Here is a 17,899-nt window from a genome sequence, read left to right on the forward strand (position 1 = left end):
CCCCCTTCCCTTCACGAGAGGATCCACCACTCCACGATGACCGACATCGACTGGGACGAACTTCGTTCGGCCGCCACGGATGCCATGCACCGCGCCTACGCGCCCTATTCGCGCTTCAAGGTGGGCGCCGCGGCGCTCGTCGCCGACGGGCGCATCGTCTCGGGGTGCAACGTCGAGAACGCCTCGTACGGCGTGACGTTGTGCGCCGAGTGCGGACTCGTATCCGACCTGCACATGAGCGGGGGCGGCCAGCTCGTGGCCTTCGTCTGCGTCGACGGTGAGGGGCGCACCCTCATGCCGTGCGGCCGCTGCCGTCAGCTGCTGTTCGAGCACGCGATCCCGGGCATGCTGCTCGAGACCGTCAGCGGCATCCGGACCATCGACGAGGTGCTGCCCGACGCCTTCGGCCCCCGCGACCTCGAGGAGGCGGCACGATGAGCGCCGAGCAGTACGATGCCGTCGACATCATCCGTGCGCAGCGCGACGGACGCGCCATCACCGAGGGCGAGATCCGCTGGCTGGTCGACGCGTACACGCGCGGCTACGTCATGGACGCGCAGATGTCGGCGTTCACCATGGCGGTGCTGTTGAACGGCCTCGGTCGCGACCAGATCCGCGTGCTCACCGACGCGATGATCGCCTCGGGTGAGCGCATGGACTTCGGCTCGCTCGGCAAGGTCACCGTCGACAAGCACTCGACCGGCGGCGTAGGCGACAAGATCACCCTTCCGCTCGCCCCGCTCGTCGCCGCCTTCGGCGTCGCGGTACCGCAGCTCTCGGGCCGTGGACTCGGCCACACCGGCGGGACGCTCGACAAGCTCGAGTCCATCCCCGGCTGGCGTGCGGCGCTGTCGAACGACGAGATCATGGCGCAGCTGCGCGACGTGGGTGCGGTCATCTGCGCCGCCGGCACGGGCCTGGCACCCGCCGACAAGAAGCTCTACGCGCTCCGCGACGTCACCGGCACCGTCGAGGCGATCCCGCTGATCGCCTCGAGCATCATGTCGAAGAAGATCGCCGAGGGCACCGACTCGCTCGTGCTCGACGTGAAGTTCGGCTCCGGCGCCTTCATGCAGGACATCGACCGCGCGCGCGAGCTCGCCGAGACGATGGTCGCCCTCGGCACCGACTCGGGCGTGAACACCACCGCCCTGCTGACCGACATGAACACCCCGTTGGGCCTGGCCATCGGCAATGCCAACGAGGTGCGCGAGTCGGTGGAGGTGCTCGCCGGGGGAGGACCCACCGACGTCGTCGAGCTGACGGTGGCACTGGCCCGTGAGATGCTCACGCTGGCGGGCCGGCCCGACGCCGACGTCGAGGAAGCGCTGAAGGACGGCCGTGCGATGGACGTCTGGAACCGCATGATCCGCGCGCAGGACGGAGATCCGGATGCCGCTCTCCCCGAGCCGCGTGAGACGCACACGGTCGTGGCCGAGCGTGCGGGCGTCGTCACGCGCGTCGAGGCCCTGCCGTTCGGCATCGGCGCCTGGCGCCTGGGCGCGGGTCGCGCACGGGCCGAGGACGCCGTCGTGCACGCCGCGGGAATCGACCTGCACGTCACCGTCGGGCAGTCCGTGACCGCCGGTCAGCCGCTGTTCACCCTGTCCGCGGACGACGAGTCGCGCTTCGAGCGTGCACTCGGCGCCGTCGAGGGCGCCCTCGAGATCGGCGACACCGCCCCCGCGGCATCGCCCATCGTGCGCGAGCGCATCACCGCGTGATGGCATCCGGAATGAGGGACACCGTGGCATCCGAAGAATTCCGTATCGGCCGGACGAAGATCGCCGATCTGCCGAAGGTCTCGCTGCACGACCACCTCGACGGCGGGCTGCGCCCGCAGACGGTGCTCGAGCTGGCCGACGAGATCGGGCTCGACCTGCCCGCCGACGACGCGAAGGGCCTCGAAGCGTGGTTCTCGGACCACCTCGACGGAGGCTCGCTGGAGGATTACCTCGAGAAGTTCTCGGTGACCGTCGGCGTCATGCAGACCCGTGAGGGCCTCGTACGCACGGCCAAGGAGTTCGTCGAAGACCTCGCGGCCGACGGCGTCGTCTACGGCGAGGTGCGGTGGGCCCCCGAGCAGCACCTCACCCGCGGTCTCAGCCTCGACGACGTGGTGGACGCCGTGCAGGAAGGCATCGAGCAGGGAGAAGATGCCGCCGACGCACGCGGCCGCGACATCCGCGTCGGACAGCTGCTGACGGCCCTCCGGCACAACGACAACGCGCGCGACATCGCCGAGCTCGCGGTTTCGTGGCGCGGGCGCGGTGTGGTCGGCTTCGACCTCGCCGGACCGGAGGACGGGTTCCTGCCGCAGCGGCATCGCGAGGCGTTCGACTACCTGGCCGAGCAGTTCTTCCCCACCACCGTGCACGCGGGAGAGGGGGCGGGACTGGCATCGATCCGCTCCGCTCTCCTCGACGGACGGGCGCTGCGTCTCGGCCACGGCGTGCGCATCGCCAACGACCTCGATGTCGTCTCGCGCGAGGGCGAAGAGGTGCAGGTCACTTTCGGCGACCTCGCCCGCTGGGTGCGCGATCGCGAGATCACGCTCGAGCTGTCGCCCACGTCGAACCTGCAGAGCGGGGCCGTCACGGCCTGGGGCGACACGATGGATGCGCACCCGTTCGACCTGCTGTATCAGCTCGATTTCTCGGTGACCGTGAACGTCGACAACCGCCTCATGAGCGCGACCACGCTCACGCGCGAGCTGGGTCTGCTCGCGCAGGCGTTCGAGTACGACCTCGACGACCTCGAGGCGTTCCAGCTGAACGCGGCGGCGGGGGCCTTCCTGCCGGTCGAGGAACGCGAGGAGCTCATCGAGATCATCTCGGAGGGGTTCCACCGCTGAGGCGGTGCGGGCGGCGCTCACCGGTTTCGGTGGGCGCCGTCGTCGTTTCTGGGAGCGGCGGGGAGGGGCGCGCGGCGTGCGAAACTCCTGAGATGTGTGCCTGACGCGGCGGCGCGGTGCCCTGCCCAGGCGCGATTGCACCGTTTCCCAGGAGTTCGGTTCGGCCGGGGTCGCCGTCGGCGCGGCGGGTGGGGGAGCCGAGCGCGAGACGGAGGGACGGCGCGCCCGGGCGTGTGGCGTGCGAAACATCCTGAGATGTGCGCCTGCACGCCGTCACGTGGGCCGGTCGCGGTGCCGTGGGGTCGAAGACTCAGGAGTGCTGCCCGGGGCGCCGTGCGCCAAGATGCGCTCGAGAGCGGCGCGGACACGGTCCGGGTGATACAGGATGTCTTCGGCTAGGAGTCGCAGCGTGGCGTAGCCGCGTTCCAGAGCCGCCATGTCGCGGCGCCGGTCCTTCTTATGGACTGGCCAGGAGCCGTGGAACTGCTCGCTGTCGCACTCGATGATGAGCCATCCGTCGACGAGCAGGTCGACACGGCCCACACCGTCGATACGGACCTGCAGCTCGACACGGCAGCCCAGCTGACGCAGAAGCAGACGAACCAGCGACTCTGTCCCCGCTTCCGCGCGCGAATCCAGCAGTGGACGTAGGGCCTGGAAGCGATGAGGGATGCGCGCGAAGACTTCGCCGATGTCCGCTTCATCGACAAGCCCGAGGTGCCAGGCGTTGTCGAGAGTGGCGACAGCAGACCGCGGCGGTTGGCATCGGGTCGCCTGGGCGAGCGCCTCGACGACGTCGACTGCTGCACGATCGCGTGGTGCCGACGATGGACGCCAGTGGTAGACGACGTCGCGGGGTGCCGGAGGTCGACGGCTCGCGAACGGGTCCTGTTGCACGTGGCGGTGCGAATGATGATGGACGAACACCCCGCGCATGGCCAACAGGCTGATGCAGTCCAGCCGCCCGCCCAGGCGCGCCGCCGCAACGATGTCGCCGTGCGTTCCGGCCGCGACGAATCGCCCTTGCCGCACACGCGCGAGGCTGCCGTCTGCGACAGCGCGAGCGAGAGCGCGCCGCGACCATCCGGCGGCCAGGAGTTCGCGCGTCGTCCACACCGTCTCCTGGTTCTCTTCGGACAGGGGAACGAGGGACGTCACCCGCCCACCCTGGCCGATCTGATCGCCGTCTTCGGATGGCGAGCGCCCGAGCTGTGGATGACGGGTGCTGGGGAGGAACGGCCGGCACCGAGCTGACCCGTGCCGAACTCCTGACTCTCCGCGCTGCACGCGCCGTGCGTCGGCGGCGATCGTGCCTGAGCCGCGAGGTTCTCAGGAATTTCGCCCACGTGGCCGTCCGCGATGGTGCCTGAGTCGCGAGGTTCTCAGGAGTTTCGCTCGCGTGGCCGTCCGCGCGACCGCGGGCGGCGTCAGGGCCGCGGCAGGAAGCCCGCGAGCTGCTCGGCGATCACCCGGTCGACCTCGGCGGGGTCGGCCGTGGGGGTGCCATCGCCGGGTTGCGGACCGTAGGAGCCGAACGAGGCGTGCGAGGCGCCGGGGATCTCGACGAAGGTGGCGGTCGCGGGCAGCTCGCCCTTGGCATCCGCGATCTTCTGCGGGGTGGACAGGCCGTCTTCGGATCCCGAGAGGCTGAGGACGGGAAGGCCGGATGCCGAGAGGTCGTTCGCGCAGTACGAGGCGAAGAGCACGAGAGCGTCGACGTCGCCGGCGAGCTGGCAGGCGCGGACGCCGCCGAGGGAATGACCGCCGACAGCCCAGGTCGACACGTCCGGCGCGAGGTCGGTGAACGTCGACAGGGGACGGGGATCGAAGAAGGCCAGGTTGAGCCAGGGGCGCGTGATCACCACGGTCACACCGTCGTCGACGACCGTGTCCGCGAAGGTGGCGATGTACCCCTCCGCCTCGACCTTCGCGCCCGGGATGAAGACCAGCCCCTGCCCGGTCGCCCCCGTCGCGGGGGAGAGGACGATGCCCGCACCGTCATCGGTGATCGTCAGAGCCGGGTTCGCCCGGGCCTCGGCGAGCGGGCCGGGTTCGGCGCCCATCACTCCCACCTGGGTGTAGACCAGGATGCCGACGACCAGCAGCACGACGAGAGCGCCCAACCCGCCGAGAGTCCACCGCAGCCATCGCCGGCGACGGCGAGGAGCGCGCGCGGGAGGGGGATCGGCGGGGGTCTCGCTGGGGGTCACCTCTCGAGCGTATCCTCGCCGGTCGGCGTCGAGGGCGCGGGACCCCCCCCGCCGAAACGCCTCCGCCGATGTGGCGCGCGGGGCGTCACATCGGCGGAGGTTCGGAGCGTAGCGGGTGTCAGGCGGGAAGGGCAGCCTTGCGGGCCGACACGATCTCGACGATGCGCGCGTACAACGGGTGCTCGACGTCGAGGCCGGTGACCTCGGCGGTGAACGCCTCGGCGTCGAGCTCGCGCAGCATCCGCTGCAGGTCGACGGCCTGGGCGTCCTCGGCATCCGAGAACTCGAGAGCCGCGGCCATCGCGGCCACCAGCGCGTCGACGGGAAGACCCCGGTCGACGGCTTCGGCCGCCGGGCCCACGAAGCGCTCGTGTCGCGAGAGTTTGCGCAGGGGCTGGCGGCCCACCCGCCACACGGTGTCGGGGAGGGCGGCGTTGCGGAACCGGCGCAGGATGGTCGCGCGGTACTCACCCTGCACGTCGGCGTCGAGCTCGTGCTTCTCGACGAGCAGAGCGCTGGTCTCCTCGAGGGCCGCCTCGACCTTGGCCGCGATCTCGGGGTTCGACAGAGCGTCCGAGATGCGGTCGATCCCGGCCTGCGCGCCGAAGTACGCCGTGGTGGCGTGCCCGGTGTTGACCGTGAAGAGCTTGCGCTCGATGTAGGGCTCGAGGTCGTCGACGAAGTGCGCGCCGGGGATGCTCGGCGGAGTGTCGCCGAACGGCAGACGCTCGATCGCCCACTCGTAGAACGGCTCGACGGTGACATCGACACCGCCACCGGACTGCGCCGGGACGATCCGGTCGACCGCGGTGTTGGCGAAGACGGCGCGGGATGCCAAGGCATCCCACGACTCGCCCGCGAGCTCGACCACGTGCTCGCGCAGCTGATCGGTCGCGCCGATCGCGTTCTCGCACGCCATGATCTGCAGCGGGGGGAGCGCCGGATCGCGCAGGGCGAGACCCGCCACGATGTGCGGGGCCACGAACTTCAAGATGGTGGGGCCGACGGCGGTGGTCACCACGTCGGCGGTCGCGATCTCGTCGACGAGCGCCTCGGCGTCCACGGAACTGTCGATCGCGCGGAAGCCCGTCACCTCTTTGTCGACGCCGCCCTCGCCCACCTCGTGGACGGTGTACGACGACGCCGAGTTGATGGCCTCGACCAGAGCGGCCGACACATCCGAGAAGACCAGCTCGTAGCCGCCCTCGTGTAGGAGCAGGCCGACGAAGCCGCGGCCGATGTTGCCGGCGCCGAAGTGGACGGCCTTCATGCGTTGACGGATCCGGAGAGGGCCTCGAAGAGCTCCTCGGGGGAAGAGGCGGCCTTCAGACGCGCGACGTCGTCCTCCTCGGAGAAGAGGATGGCGATCTGCGACAGGATCTCGAGGTGCTCGTCGCCCTTGCCGGCGATGCCGATCACGAACGTGACGGGCTCTCCGCCCCAGTCCACGCCGCCGTCGTAGCGGACGACCGACAGGCCCGAGGTGAGGATGGCCTGCTTGGTCTCGTTGGTGCCGTGGGGGATCGCGAGCTCGTTGCCCATGTACGTCGACACGGTCACCTCGCGCTGCTGCATGGCGTCGAAGTACTCGGCGGTGACGGCACCGGTGGCCTGGAGCAGGTCGGCGGCTTCCTTCATCGCCTCCTCGCGGGTGGCGCTGCCGGGGTGGATGCGGACGGATTCACTGCGGAGGACGTCTGACATGGTTCTCGCCTTTCTCGTCGTGCTGTCCAGCCTCGCAAAACGCGGGCCGGACGGGAAGACGCCAGGGGTCGGGCTGACGCACCGACCCCTGGCGTGCTAGGGGATTACTTGGCCTCGTGCTGAGCGCGCACCATCTCCACGACCTCGTCGTACTTCGGCGAGTTCATGAAGTTGTCGACCGACACGTGGAGCGAGTCGGGCGACTGCGCCTTGGCGCGGTCGGTGAGCTGGTTCTGCGTGATGACCAGGTCGGCGGAGCCGTCGAGGTTCGCGATCGCCTGGTTGGTGACCGTGACGCCGTCGATGCCGGCCTTCTTGATCTTGTTGCGCAGGACGCTGGCGCCCATGGCCGAGGAGCCCATGCCGGCGTCGCAGGCGAACACGATGTTGTTCAGCTGCTTGGTCGCCACAGTTCCCGCGGCGCCGCCGAGGGCGGCGTCGACATCGCGGTCGGCCGCCTCGGTCGTGCCCGAGCCGGTCGTGCCGGCGGCACGGGTGCGGAGGGCGCCGAGGGCCGAGGACTCCTTGCCCTTGTTGGCCGCGGTCTGGTCGATCGCGGCGGCGAAGCTGTCGCCCTCGGCCTCCTGGTCGCGCTTGCGCGAGGCGCGGAGGATGACGCCGGCCACCAGGAAGGTCACCGCGGCGGCCACGACGACCGACAGGTAGACCACGAGGAGGTTGGCGGGACCGGCGCCGATGGCGGCGACGGTGACGGCGATGATGCTGCCGGGAGCGGCAGGGAAGGCCAGGCCGCCCTGGAAGATCATGTTCGTCGCGACACCCGAGGCGCCACCGGCGATCAGCGCGAGGATCGTCATGGGCTTCGCGAGGGCGTACGGGAAATAGATCTCGTGGATGCCGCCGAGGAACTGGATGATGATCGCGCCGGGGGCCGACGCCTTCGCCGCGCCGACACCGAAGAAGGTGAAGGCGAGCAGCAGACCCAGGCCGGGGCCGGGGTTCGCCTCGATGAGGAACAGGATCGACTTGCCCGACTCCGCCGCCTGCTCGATGCCGAGAGGGGTGAAGACACCGTGGTTGATCGCGTTGTTGAGGAACAGCACCTTGGCCGGCTCGACGATGATCGACAGCACCGGGAGCAGGTTGAACTGCACGAGGAACGCGACGATGCTGCCGAGGACCGCGCTGATGCCGAGGAAGACCGGGCCGAAGGCGAAGAAGCCGACGATCGCGAGGATCATGCCGAGGATGCCGGCGGAGAAGTTGTTCACGAGCATCTCGAAGCCGGGGCGGATCTTGCCGTCCCACAGCTTGTCCATCTGCTTGGTGACCCAGGCCGCGAGCGGGCCCATGATCATCGCGCCGAGGAACATCGGGATGTTGGTGCCGACGATGACGCCCATCACCGCGATCGTGGCGACCACGCCACCGCGCGCGCCGTAGACGATGCGCCCACCGGTGTTGGCGATGAGCAGCGGCAGCAGGTACGTGATCATGACGCTGACCAGGCCGACGTAGCCCTGGTAGGTGCCGCCGTCCGCGTTCGCGGTCAGCGCGGTCATGGCGCCCGGCCAGTTGATGGTCGCGGCGTCGCCGCCGCCGCCGAGGATCTCGGCGACCGGAGCCCAGTGCCAGCCGAAGGGGCTCTTGGCACCGAAGAAGCCGGCGGGGATGAAGAGCATGGTGATGAAACCCCATGCGATGAATGCCGCGATGTTCGGCATGATCATGCCGGAGAGGAACGTGCCGAATCGCTGAACCGCGATCCGAGCCCCTCCCGGCTTCTTGGTGGGTGACGTCGTCGTCATTGCTGTGTCTCCTTGACTGGCTGCACGGCGGGAGCCGCGGTGGGGGGCGGCTTACGCCGCCGAGTGGGCGGAGGCTGCCTGGGCGGCCTCTCGGGCAGAGGCCGCGTCATCCGCGGCCAGGGCGGCCTCGGCGATGCGACGGGCATCGTCGAGAGAGTGGGTGAGCAAGGTGGCGCGCACGTCGGCGAGGGCCGTGGGAGCCATCGACAGCGTGGTGGCGCCGAGACCGACCAGCACGACAGCGAGCAGCGGGTCGGCCGCCGCCTCGCCGCAGATGCCGACGGGCTTGTCGTGAGCGCGACCGGCGGCCCCGACCTCGCGGATGAGGCGCAGCACGGCCGGGTGCCACGGGTCCTGGAACGACGCGACCGAGCCGAGCAGGCGGTCCGCGGCGAGCGTGTACTGCGTCAGGTCGTTGGTGCCGATCGAGGCGAAATCCGCGATCTGCAGGATCCGGTCGGCCAGCAGCGCCGACGAGGGCACCTCGACCATCACACCGGTGGTCTTCAGGCCGTAGTCCTTCGCCAGTGCGGTGAAGTAACGGGTCTCCTCGACGGTCGAGACCATCGGCGCCATGACCCAGAGGTCGGCCGGGCCCGCCTCGGAAGCCCGGGTCGCGGCATCCGCTTCCGCCAGGGCGGTGAGCTGCTCGCGCAGGATGTCCTCGCTCGCGCGGAGGGCGCGCAGGCCCCGCAGGCCCAGCGCCGGGTTCTCTTCGTGCGCGTCGTTGAGGAAGGGCAGCGGCTTGTCGGCGCCAGCGTCGAGCACACGCACGACGACCTTCTTGCCGGGGAAAGCGCTGAGCAGTTCGATGTAGGCGGCGCGCTGCTCCTCGACGGTGGGCGCGGAGCTCGAGCTGAGGAAGAGGAACTCGGTGCGGAACAGACCCACGCCCTCGGCGCCGAGCTCGACGGCCTCGGCCGCGCCGCCGGGCTTGCCGAGGTTCGCGAGCAGGGGGACCTTCGTGCCGTCGGAGAGGGCGCCGTCGGTGATGGGGGCGGATGCCGCGGTCCTGCGGGCGTCGGCGCGGTTCTGCGCGCGGGCGAGGTCGTCGTCGGTGGGATCGACGGTGACGACACCTGCGGCGGCGTCCACGATGACGGACTGCCCGTCGACGAGGTCTTTCGCGCCGGCCGCGCCGACGACGGCGACGATCGACTTCTCTCGGGCCAGGATCGCCGTGTGCGAGGTGGGACCGCCCTCGGTCGTGATCAGGGCGAGCACCTTCTCGAGGTCGAGCAGCGCGGTGTCGGCGGGTGCCAGATCCTTGGCGACCAGCACGAAGGGGTGGCCCGGATCCGGGATGCCGGGAGCTGCGACCCCGCGCAGACGCGCGATGACCCGCTGGGCGACGTCGTCGAGGTCGGCGGCACGCTCACCCAGATAGCCGCCGAGGGCCACGAGCTGCTCGCGGAAGGAGGCGAAGGCATCGTGCACGGCGAACTCGCCGGTCTTCCCGGCCGCCAGACGGCTGTCGACCTCGGCCTCGAGCGTGGGGTCCTCGGCGATCATCGCCTGCGCCTCGAGCACGTCGCGCGCAGCTCCCCCGGCCTGGGCGCCGCGGGCTTCGAGCTCACGGGCGACCGCGCCGATGGCCTCGCGCACGCGCGCGGTCTCGTCTTCGACCGAGAGCTCGCTCTTCGCGTCCTTCGGGGCGGGCAGGGGCTCTGCCATGCGCGCGATGGGTCCCTGGGCGACGCCCAGTCCGATTCCGACTCCACGGAGTTCCGTCATGGTGCTGTGTTTCCTTTACTCGGCATCGTGGTCGGTGGTCAGAAGCTCCGCGAGGCGCTCCAACGTCGCTTCGGCGGTGTCGCCGTCGGCGGTGAGGGTCACGTAGTCGCCCTGCTCGAGCCCGAGAGCGATGATCCCGAGGATGCTCGCGGCGTTGATGGGCTTGCCGGCGTCTTTGGCGAGGGTCACGGGGATACCGGAGTCCTTCGCCGCCTGGGCGAAGAGCTTCGCGGGGCGCGCGTGCAGGCCGTGCGACGATCCGATGCGGACGGTGCGGGTCAAGTGGGGCATGGTGTCCTCTCCGTCGTTTTTCAGATCGTGTCCGCGGGCTGGCGGGATCGCAGGGCGTCCTCGACCAGGGCGAGGGTTCGGGTGCCGCTGTGGTCCGTGAAGACATTGTCGGGAAGCAGCACAACGCTCACGCCGCGGGGCGCGGCCTGGAGGCGGATGTCCTCGAGCTCGAGGGCCAGGTGCGGACCCACCAGCACGATGTCGGCCGCGTCCAGGTCGATCGGGAGGGACTGCGAGGTTCCCGCCGACGCGGAGTAGTCCAGGCCCTTCTCGTGGGCAGCGCGACGAACGCGTTGCGCGACGAACGTGCTCGACGCACCCGCTCCACACACCACGAGGATCTTCATCGACCGGCCTTTCTTCCTCTCGATTGTCCGCACCCCGCTCACAGCGGACAACCAGGTTCGTTTCCCACCCCCCGGAACGCGGATGCCGTGACCTTTCCGCTGCGAGCGTGCACGCTCCTGCGCCCGGTGCGGGAGGGCGTGAAAGGATGGACGAATCGCCGCTCACCGGTGCGGCGCGGAGGACGGATCGTGACGACGAAAGCTCGCCAAGACCGCCTGCTGGCCCTGTTGCTGCGGGACGGGGAATGGTCGACCGCGGCATCGCTCGCCGACGCCCTCGGGGTGACCCCGCGCAGCATCCGCTCCTACGTCACGGCGATCAACGCGCGCGTCCCGGGCGGCGCGGCGATCGAGTCCGGTCCGCTGGGCTATCGCGCGGGGACGGCGGCGGCCGCGGCCCTTCGCGCCCTTACCGGAACGGATGCCGGCACCCCCCGCGACCGCCTCCACACCCTCGTGCGCCGATTGCTGGATTCCGCCGAGGGGATCGACGTCTACGACACGGCGGACGCCCTGCACGTCAGCGCGGCGACCCTCGAGGCCGACCTTTCCCGGGTCCGGGGACTGCTCGGCGGAACCGAGCTCACCCTCGAGCGCTCGGCATCCACCGCTCGCCTGCGCGGAACCGAGGTCGCCCAGCGCCGCCTGTTGTCGAAGCTCGCCCACGACGAGATGGACGCCGGACTCTTCGACCTCGACGCCCTGCGCCGCACGCTCGGCGAGCAGTCGGTCGGGGCGCGCGCCTTCGGGCCGTTCAAAGCCGAGCTCGTCGCGGAACTCGGGGCGCTGGGCTACTACGTCAACGAGATCGGCATCGGCGACGTCGTGATGCACATCGCGATCGCCGCCGACCGCACCACTCGCGACCGCGCCCTCGGCTCTCCCGGCGGCGACTCCTCGGACGCGGCGGCCGCCGTGGTCGACGTGCTCGACCGGCTCACCCTGAAGCACATCGGCGTCCAGCTCGGCTCGGGCGATCTGCGGCATCTCGCGACCCTGGTGCTGACGCGCATCGTCGCCCCGGGATCCTCGGGCGGTGACGGCGTGCGTGCTCGCCTGGATCCCTCGGTCGAGACGGCCGTGCGGCGGGTCGTCGAGAATGCGGCATCCGAGTTCCTCGTCGACATCGCACACGACGACTTCATCCTGCGCCTGGCGCTGCACGTGCAGAACCTGCTGCACCGATCGCGTGAGCAGGCGTGGTCGCGCAACCCGCTGACGCGGTCGCTGAAGTCGACGTACCCGATGATCTTCGAGGTCGCGGTGTACATCGCGAAGGGGCTGCAGGACGGTCTCGGCATCCCGATCCTCGACGACGAGATCGCCTACATCGCGATGCACGTCGGCGGGCGACTGGAGCGCAGTCGTCGGGCCGATCAGCTGCTGACGGCGACGATCGTGTGCCCGGGGTACTACGAACTGCACGAGCTGCTGCGTTCGAGCGTCGACCGCTCGCTCGGTCAGGCCATCGAGGTCGTCGGCGTCGAGACCCGCATCGACCCGGCGTGGGACTCGATCGAGACCGACCTCGTGCTCACGACCATCGATCCGCCACGTCCGGGGGACCGGTTCGTACGTATCCAGCCGTTCCTCACCGACGCCGACGTCGAGCGGGTGCAGGCCGCGGCCGGGCGTATCCGCCGCGGTCGCCGCCTCGCCCGTCTCCGGGCCGAGCTCGAGCGGTACTTCACGCCCGAGGCTTTCGTGCGGGGGGTGGATGCCGCCGAGGGCGAGGCGGGCGTCATCCGGCGTCTCGGCGGCATGCTGGTCGAGCAGAACGTGATCGACGACGCGTACGTGGCCCGGGCGGTGGAGCGCGAGGCGATCTCGTCCACGGCGTTCACCGACGCTCTCGCCGTTCCGCACGCGATGGGCATGACCGCGACCCAGACCCGCATCGCGATCGGCATCGCCGACCCCTCGATCGCCTGGGGCGAGGGCCGCGTGCAGGTGGTGGCGCTCGTGGCTTTCAGCGAGACCGACCGCGAGGCGTTCCAGACGGTGTTCGAGCAGTTCGTCGAGGTCTTCAGCGAGCGCGACAGCGTGCAGCGCATCGTTCGCCGCGGCACGGACTTCGCGGCGTTCCTGGACGAACTGGTCGCCGTGATCGACGGCTGACCCCGCGCGGCCGGCCGGGGCTCGGACTCCGCCGGTCGGCGGACGCGATGCGCTCGCGGGCGGGGAGAGCTCGTCCGCGATCGCGGGGCGCTCCCGCGAGCGTCAACCCGCCAGGGCATCGGAGCGTGCGACACCGAGCAGGCGCTCGATCGCGTCGGCCGCGCGCGGGGCTGCCCGGCCATCGCCGTAGAGCTCCCGGGCACGAGACATACGGGCGTGTGCGGCGGGGTCGTCGAGCAGGGTGGCAAGTTCGGCGGCGACCACCTCCCGGCGTGTGCCGATGAGCCGCGCGGCTCCGGCCTCGACCCCCTCTCCGCGCTCGGTGGTGTCCCGCACGACCAGGGCGGGCACGCCGAGCGCGGGAGCCTCCTCCTGCACCCCGCCCGAGTCCGTGACCACGCAATGAGCGCGGGCGAGCAGGCGACCGAACTGGGCGTAGGGCAGAGGTTCGCACAGGATCACGCGATCGGTGTCGCCCACAGCAGAGAGGACCTCGCGGCGTACGCGCGGGTTCGGGTGCATTGGCAGGATGGCCACGACGTCGGAGCGGGCGGTGACCGTCTCGGCCACCGCGGCCACGACGCGCGCGAGCGGGCCGTCCCACGACTCGCGCCGGTGGACCGTGACGAGCACGATCCTTTCCCACCCGTTCGCGATCTCCTCCATCGCGGGATCGTCGAAACGCTGCGGATGCGTCCTCTGCCAGCGGAGGGCATCGATACCGGTGTTGCCCGTGACCACGATGTCGTCGGGGGCGATCCCCTCGGCGCGGAGGTTGGCGGCCGCGCTGTCGGTCGGTGCGAGATGAAGCGAGGCCAGTGGCGCGATCAGCCGGCGGTTGCCTTCCTCGGGGAAGGGCGAGCGCAGATCGCCCGATCGCAGCCCGGCCTCCAGGTGGATCACGCGCGACCCCGCGTAGTACGCCGCGACGGCGGCCAGCGCGGCACTGGCGGTGTCTCCCTGCACGACGACGGCATCCGGGGCCGCCTCCGCCCAGCGGTGCGCGAGGGCGGCGAAGATCGCGGACGATGTCTCGGCGAGCGATGCCCCGCTCCGAAAGACATCGAGGTCGACGTCGGGCGCGATACCGAACGATGCGTTGACCTCGTCGGCCATCTGCCGGTGCTGACCGGTGACGGTCACGGTCGTGCGCGCCGAACTGCGTCGCCGGAGTTCCGCGACCAGCGGCGCGCACTTCACCGCCTCCGGGCGGGTGCCGTACACGACATCGATCCAGGGACGACTCATCGGCGGTCCTTTCTGCCCGGTCGGGTACCGGTGCGGCGTCGGTCGCGGCGAAGGGGTGCCGCAACATCGGGGTGATCGGCGGGGGGCGTGGCACTTCTGGCCGTCGACGTGGTCGTGGAGCCGTCTCGTCGGACGGGGTGCGAGGCGCCCCCGGCGCGTGCGCGACCTCGTCGTCCGACGTCGGGATCCGCGACCCCTCGCCGCGGGGACTCGCGCAGGGCGATGCGCAATACGAGAAGGATCGCGGCGATGAAGCCGGCGATGACGAAGAGCGAGCCGAGGTAGCGATGCACGAGGTCGAAGCCTTCGCGTCCGTATCCGCTGTACGCCCACGCGGCGGAGCCGAAACGGATCATGTTGCTGGCCACGGCGACGGCCACGCCGACGGCGAGACCCAGAACGACCCGCGCGGAGCGTGCGCGCGTCACCCCCAGCACGGCGGCGGCCAGGAGCACCAACGGAACGACGAGGACGGTCGTCGAGCACAGAGCCGTGATCGAGAGTCCCGCGACCTCGGGGGTGCCGATGCCGAAGTACACGATCGAGCCCGACGCGACCGCGCGACCAGGGGTGAGCGCGGCGACGACGGCGCGCGCGAGCTGTGCCTCGGCCCGACGCGTGTCGGCTTCCGCGATGACCAACAGTGCCGCGATCGCGAGCAGAAGCGCCACCAGTAGCGTGCGATGGGCCCGACCGGCGCGGGGGAGGGAGACGGCCGCAGCGACGCTCACGACTCGACCGCCAGCAGAAGGCGTCCGGCCTCGGCGTTACGGCGTGTCTTCGTCCACCCGCGCCGCCCCGTCAGCATGCGGCCGAACGCGCGGATCACGCAGACGTAGCTCTGGTACATGTACAGCCAGTAGCCCAGCCCCCACACCGCCGCACGCCAGAGCGGGTGTCGCTCCTCGCGCAGCACGTACACGAGCGGCCAGAGCGAGAACGGCAGGATGCCGGTGAGCACCCACAGCGGCAGGATCCACGTGGACGACGAGACCCAGCTGAGGATGCCACCGGGCGCGAGGGCCCCCGAAACGAGCATCGCCACGGCCACGCTGGGCCACAGCACCGATCCGGCGAGCTGGATGTAGGGGATCGCGAGGAAGTACGCCGCCTCGAGGGCGCCGGCATTGGTGAAATGACGTGACGAGAAGATGCGCGGGAGGTACCGTGCGCACTGCAGTCCGCCCTGGCACCATCGCGTGCGCTGCGTGAGCAGTCGACGCGCCGAGGGGAGTGCTTCCTGTGAGACCCACGTGTCGTGGACGTACACCGTCCGATATCCGGCGAGCATGATCCGCAGCCCCACCTCGTAGTCCTCGAGCAGCGCATCGCCCCACGGTTCCCCCTTCGCCGACGAGGCGGCACGGAGGGCACTCAGACGGGTGAACTGCCCGTTTCCACCGAGACCGACCGAGACCGTGCGCATACGCAGGACCTGCATCGCCGCGATCGTGGTGCGGAACTCGATGTCCTGCATCCTCACGAGGTAGCGAGCCCACGCCTGAGCGAGACGACCCCGTCCCCCCAGGGGTGCGGGGTCGTCTCTGTTGCTCATCCGCACCGCGACCTGTACGGCACCGACGTCGGCTGAGCCGAAGGCGGTGGGGCCCGACGCCTGACGGAGGGCGTTCGGGGCGAGGGATCCATCGGCGTCGAGGACGATCACGATGGTGCGATCGTCCTCGACGCCGCCCTCGCCCCGGGACGCCCGCCAGTGCATCAGCTGCGCGTAGGCGGCGTTGAGGGCCGCCCCTTTGCCGGTGCGAGCGTCGGGGAGGCGGCGGATCACCGCGTGCACGAAGCAGTCGCCGGCGGCGACGGTCGAGACGATGTCCCCGGTGCCGTCCGTGCTCGCGTCATCGATGATCCACACGTGCACGTCGGGGAACCGCTCCCGCATCCTCGTCAGCGTCTCCGCGATCACGGTCGCCTCATCCCGGCAGGGGATGAAGGCGTGCCACTCGAACTCCCGACGGTCGCCGCCGCGAGCGCGCCTCCGACGAGCGAACGGGACGACGATGAGCGTCGTGTAGGTCAGGAACATCACCAGGAACACGAACGAGAGCGAGAAGAGGATGTCGAGAGGGTTCACGAGTTTCGTCGGGCCTCTCCGGATGCCGCCGCCTCGTCGCCGTGACCGCGCAGCCACGCCGAGCGCCACGCCAGGAGTGCGCCGAGCAGGGCCGCGCCGGCCCCGACGACGACGAGCGTCGCCGTCGGGGCCGTCGAGCCGGTGACCGCAAGGATCGCGGCCCCTCCGCCCATCGCGCCGTTGCGGTACATCGCGTCAGCCCCGGATGGATGCCGCACGGGCACGACGACGCAACGCGATCCCGGCCAGGACGATCGCACCGACGCCGATGAACCCGCCGGCCAGGGCTGACGACTCGGGCCCGGCGACCGGAACGGCGAGCTGTCCGGCGTTGGGACCGACCGTCGCGTTCGCGAGGTTCACGCTGGCCACCGACCCGGAGGGACCGAGGCCCAGACGCAGCGCGGTCTGCGTGAACGAACCGTCCGAACCGGTCGACTGCACGTTGACCTGCATCTGTGCCAGTTGCGTCAGCGCATTGCTGAGCGGGGTGACGACGGTGCTGCTGATCCCGTTCAGCGCGGGCACGATCGTCGCCTTCGCGGTGTCGACGGCCGCTTGCAGGGCGATGCCCGCAGCCGCGGTGAAGATGTTCGACCGCAGGTTCGTGGCGAGGGCGCTCGCCGCGTTCAGCACACCGTCGACCTGGCTGACGATCTTGTTCGCCACGGCCTGCGGGACGTACGAGAGCAGGTCGGTGCCCGGCGGCAGAGCGTTGACGCTGGAGACACCGGCGGCCGAGGTCAGGTCGTCGAGCGTCAGCTGGACCGTGCCCGACGAGAACGGATTCGTCAGTCCCGCACCGCTGGTGTTCGCGAGCGCGATCAGCGTGTTCAGCGCCGGGTTGATGATGCCGAGCACACCGGAGACGATCGTGCCGTCGACCACGAAACCGGCGTCGGAGAGGACGTACTGACCGGTCTGCGTGCCGTCGGCGGCTTGCTGGGCGGAGGCGGCCAGCACACCCAGATCGACTTTCAGCCCGACGGGCGCCGACGACGATCCCAGCCGGAAGGTCGCCGACTGGTTCGCGGACGGCGAGCCGACGTTCGAGGGCGTGACCGTGCCCGCGCCGATGAGGCTGGGGGCAGCCGAGACGGCACCGGAGAACGCGGAAGAACTGCCGTCGTCGCGCGCCTGGGCGTACTGGCCGACAGCGCCGAGCTGGATGATCCCGTTGTCGCCGAAGAGGTTCGTCGATCCCGCCGACAGGCCGACGAGGCCCGCGATCGCCGAGGCGTCGAGCGGCTGGTCGGTGGTAACGTCGCCGCTGGCATCGGGGTTGACCGCCTGCGCTCCCCTCAAGGCGAGGGCGTTGTCGAGCACGTTCGTCCCGAGCAGGGACGTCTCGACGAGCCGCCCGGTGCCCTGTGAGACGACGGCTGCAGCTTGGGCGCTGGTCGCCGGGATGAGCAGGGCGGCGGCGACGGCGACCGCACCTGCGGTCCGCGTCGTGCGCCGCACCCGGCCGTAGGACGTTGATGATCCGGTGGTCATGGTGTCTTCTTCCTGGTCAATCCGCGCGCCGTGGA

At 70.5% G+C, this 17,899-nt stretch carries 17 protein-coding genes; 4 read left to right on the plus strand and 13 right to left on the minus strand.

Annotated elements, in window-relative coordinates; translation table 11 throughout:
• Nucleotides 1-36: 36 nt before the first annotated feature.
• The 3 genes from OVA17_RS09550 to OVA17_RS09560 are packed head-to-tail and all read left to right on the plus strand — an operon-like array spanning nt 37 to nt 2,854.
• Nucleotides 37-438, plus strand: coding sequence for a cytidine deaminase (locus OVA17_RS09550; protein ID WP_013583709.1), 402 nt, complete (start codon nt 37-39; stop codon nt 436-438).
• Complete coding sequence (locus OVA17_RS09555; protein ID WP_267786318.1) at nt 435-1,724, plus strand: thymidine phosphorylase; 1,290 nt, start codon at nt 435-437, stop codon at nt 1,722-1,724. Before OVA17_RS09550 ends, OVA17_RS09555 begins: the two co-directional genes overlap by 4 nt.
• Before the next feature lie 11 nt (nt 1,725-1,735).
• Nucleotides 1,736-2,854 carry an adenosine deaminase gene (locus OVA17_RS09560; protein ID WP_267789376.1) on the plus strand — a complete coding sequence of 373 codons (1,119 nt, stop codon included), beginning with the start codon at nt 1,736-1,738 and terminating at the stop codon, nt 2,852-2,854.
• Between the two features lie 273 nt (nt 2,855-3,127).
• Here OVA17_RS09560 and OVA17_RS09565 read toward each other — a convergent pair whose 3' ends face one another.
• The 8 genes from OVA17_RS09565 to OVA17_RS09600 all read right to left on the minus strand — a co-directional run bounded on the left by OVA17_RS09565 (nt 3,128) and on the right by OVA17_RS09600 (nt 10,909).
• Nucleotides 3,128-4,012, minus strand: a complete 885-nt coding sequence (locus OVA17_RS09565) for a type IV toxin-antitoxin system AbiEi family antitoxin domain-containing protein (protein ID WP_267786320.1) — start codon at nt 4,010-4,012, stop codon at nt 3,128-3,130.
• A gap of 269 nt (nt 4,013-4,281) precedes the next feature.
• Entirely contained in the window at nt 4,282-5,064 is a 783-nt protein-coding gene (locus tag OVA17_RS09570) for an alpha/beta hydrolase (protein ID WP_267786321.1), read from the minus strand.
• A 118-nt stretch (nt 5,065-5,182) separates the two neighbouring features.
• On the minus strand, nt 5,183-6,334 hold the full coding sequence (locus OVA17_RS09575) for a mannitol-1-phosphate 5-dehydrogenase (RefSeq protein ID WP_267786323.1): 1,152 nt from the start codon (nt 6,332-6,334) through the stop codon (nt 5,183-5,185).
• The gene (locus OVA17_RS09580) at nt 6,331-6,768 is read right to left on the minus strand and encodes a PTS sugar transporter subunit IIA (RefSeq protein WP_267786324.1); all 438 of its coding nucleotides are present in this window, start codon (nt 6,766-6,768) and stop codon (nt 6,331-6,333) included. Before OVA17_RS09580 ends, OVA17_RS09575 begins: the two co-directional genes overlap by 4 nt.
• A 104-nt stretch (nt 6,769-6,872) precedes the next feature.
• A complete protein-coding gene (locus tag OVA17_RS09585) occupies nt 6,873-8,537 on the minus strand; it encodes a PTS mannitol transporter subunit IICB (protein ID WP_267786325.1) in 1,665 nt (554 codons plus the stop codon).
• Between the two features lie 51 nt (nt 8,538-8,588).
• Nucleotides 8,589-10,271 carry a phosphoenolpyruvate--protein phosphotransferase gene (ptsP, locus tag OVA17_RS09590; RefSeq protein ID WP_210072146.1) on the minus strand — a complete coding sequence of 561 codons (1,683 nt, stop codon included), beginning with the start codon at nt 10,269-10,271 and terminating at the stop codon, nt 8,589-8,591.
• Nucleotides 10,272-10,286: 15 nt separating this feature from the next.
• Entirely contained in the window at nt 10,287-10,562 is a 276-nt protein-coding gene (locus OVA17_RS09595) for an HPr family phosphocarrier protein (protein ID WP_210072145.1), read from the minus strand.
• 20 nt (nt 10,563-10,582) lie between these two features.
• Complete coding sequence (locus OVA17_RS09600; protein WP_267786327.1) at nt 10,583-10,909, minus strand: PTS sugar transporter subunit IIB; 327 nt, start codon at nt 10,907-10,909, stop codon at nt 10,583-10,585.
• Between the two features lie 189 nt (nt 10,910-11,098).
• On the opposite strand from OVA17_RS09600, the gene OVA17_RS09605 reads away from it, so the two are divergent.
• Nucleotides 11,099-13,027, plus strand: a complete 1,929-nt coding sequence (locus OVA17_RS09605) for a BglG family transcription antiterminator (protein WP_267786328.1) — start codon at nt 11,099-11,101, stop codon at nt 13,025-13,027.
• Between the two features lie 102 nt (nt 13,028-13,129).
• On the opposite strand, the gene wecB is transcribed toward OVA17_RS09605, so the two are convergent.
• Genes wecB through OVA17_RS09630 form a run of 5 tightly spaced genes read right to left on the minus strand, consistent with a single transcriptional unit; the run spans nt 13,130 to nt 17,864 of the window.
• Nucleotides 13,130-14,275: a non-hydrolyzing UDP-N-acetylglucosamine 2-epimerase gene (gene wecB, locus OVA17_RS09610; RefSeq protein WP_267786329.1), complete on the minus strand. Its 1,146-nt coding sequence runs from the start codon at nt 14,273-14,275 to the stop codon at nt 13,130-13,132.
• Nucleotides 14,272-15,006 (minus strand): exosortase S, encoded by a 735-nt coding sequence (xrtS, locus tag OVA17_RS09615; protein ID WP_267786330.1) that lies wholly within the window; start codon nt 15,004-15,006, stop codon nt 14,272-14,274. Before xrtS ends, wecB begins: the two co-directional genes overlap by 4 nt.
• On the minus strand, nt 15,003-16,367 hold the full coding sequence (locus OVA17_RS09620) for a glycosyltransferase (RefSeq protein ID WP_267786332.1): 1,365 nt from the start codon (nt 16,365-16,367) through the stop codon (nt 15,003-15,005). The genes xrtS and OVA17_RS09620 overlap by 4 nt, the downstream gene beginning before the upstream one ends.
• Nucleotides 16,364-16,558: a hypothetical protein gene (locus tag OVA17_RS09625; RefSeq protein WP_116238539.1), complete on the minus strand. Its 195-nt coding sequence runs from the start codon at nt 16,556-16,558 to the stop codon at nt 16,364-16,366. Before OVA17_RS09625 ends, OVA17_RS09620 begins: the two co-directional genes overlap by 4 nt.
• Before the next feature lie 4 nt (nt 16,559-16,562).
• Entirely contained in the window at nt 16,563-17,864 is a 1,302-nt protein-coding gene (locus OVA17_RS09630; protein WP_267786333.1) for a choice-of-anchor G family protein, read from the minus strand.
• Nucleotides 17,865-17,899 lie beyond the last annotated feature (35 nt).

It is taken from the genome of Microbacterium sp. SL75 (assembly GCF_026625865.1).
Classification (GTDB): domain Bacteria; phylum Actinomycetota; class Actinomycetes; order Actinomycetales; family Microbacteriaceae; genus Microbacterium.

Coding starts and splice junctions, on each gene's coding strand:
- OVA17_RS09595 (WP_210072145.1), bottom strand. CDS start 10,562: ATGCCCCACTTGACCCGCACCGTCCGCATCGGATCGTCGCACGGCCTG.
- wecB (WP_267786329.1), bottom strand. CDS start 14,275: ATGAGTCGTCCCTGGATCGATGTCGTGTACGGCACCCGCCCGGAGGCG.
- OVA17_RS09550 (WP_013583709.1), top strand. CDS start 37: ATGACCGACATCGACTGGGACGAACTTCGTTCGGCCGCCACGGATGCC.
- OVA17_RS09630 (WP_267786333.1), bottom strand. CDS start 17,864: ATGACCACCGGATCATCAACGTCCTACGGCCGGGTGCGGCGCACGACG.
- OVA17_RS09580 (WP_267786324.1), bottom strand. CDS start 6,768: ATGTCAGACGTCCTCCGCAGTGAATCCGTCCGCATCCACCCCGGCAGC.
- OVA17_RS09575 (WP_267786323.1), bottom strand. CDS start 6,334: ATGAAGGCCGTCCACTTCGGCGCCGGCAACATCGGCCGCGGCTTCGTC.
- OVA17_RS09625 (WP_116238539.1), bottom strand. CDS start 16,558: ATGTACCGCAACGGCGCGATGGGCGGAGGGGCCGCGATCCTTGCGGTC.
- OVA17_RS09585 (WP_267786325.1), bottom strand. CDS start 8,537: ATGACGACGACGTCACCCACCAAGAAGCCGGGAGGGGCTCGGATCGCG.
- ptsP (WP_210072146.1), bottom strand. CDS start 10,271: ATGACGGAACTCCGTGGAGTCGGAATCGGACTGGGCGTCGCCCAGGGA.
- OVA17_RS09560 (WP_267789376.1), top strand. CDS start 1,736: ATGAGGGACACCGTGGCATCCGAAGAATTCCGTATCGGCCGGACGAAG.
- OVA17_RS09555 (WP_267786318.1), top strand. CDS start 435: ATGAGCGCCGAGCAGTACGATGCCGTCGACATCATCCGTGCGCAGCGC.
- OVA17_RS09600 (WP_267786327.1), bottom strand. CDS start 10,909: ATGAAGATCCTCGTGGTGTGTGGAGCGGGTGCGTCGAGCACGTTCGTC.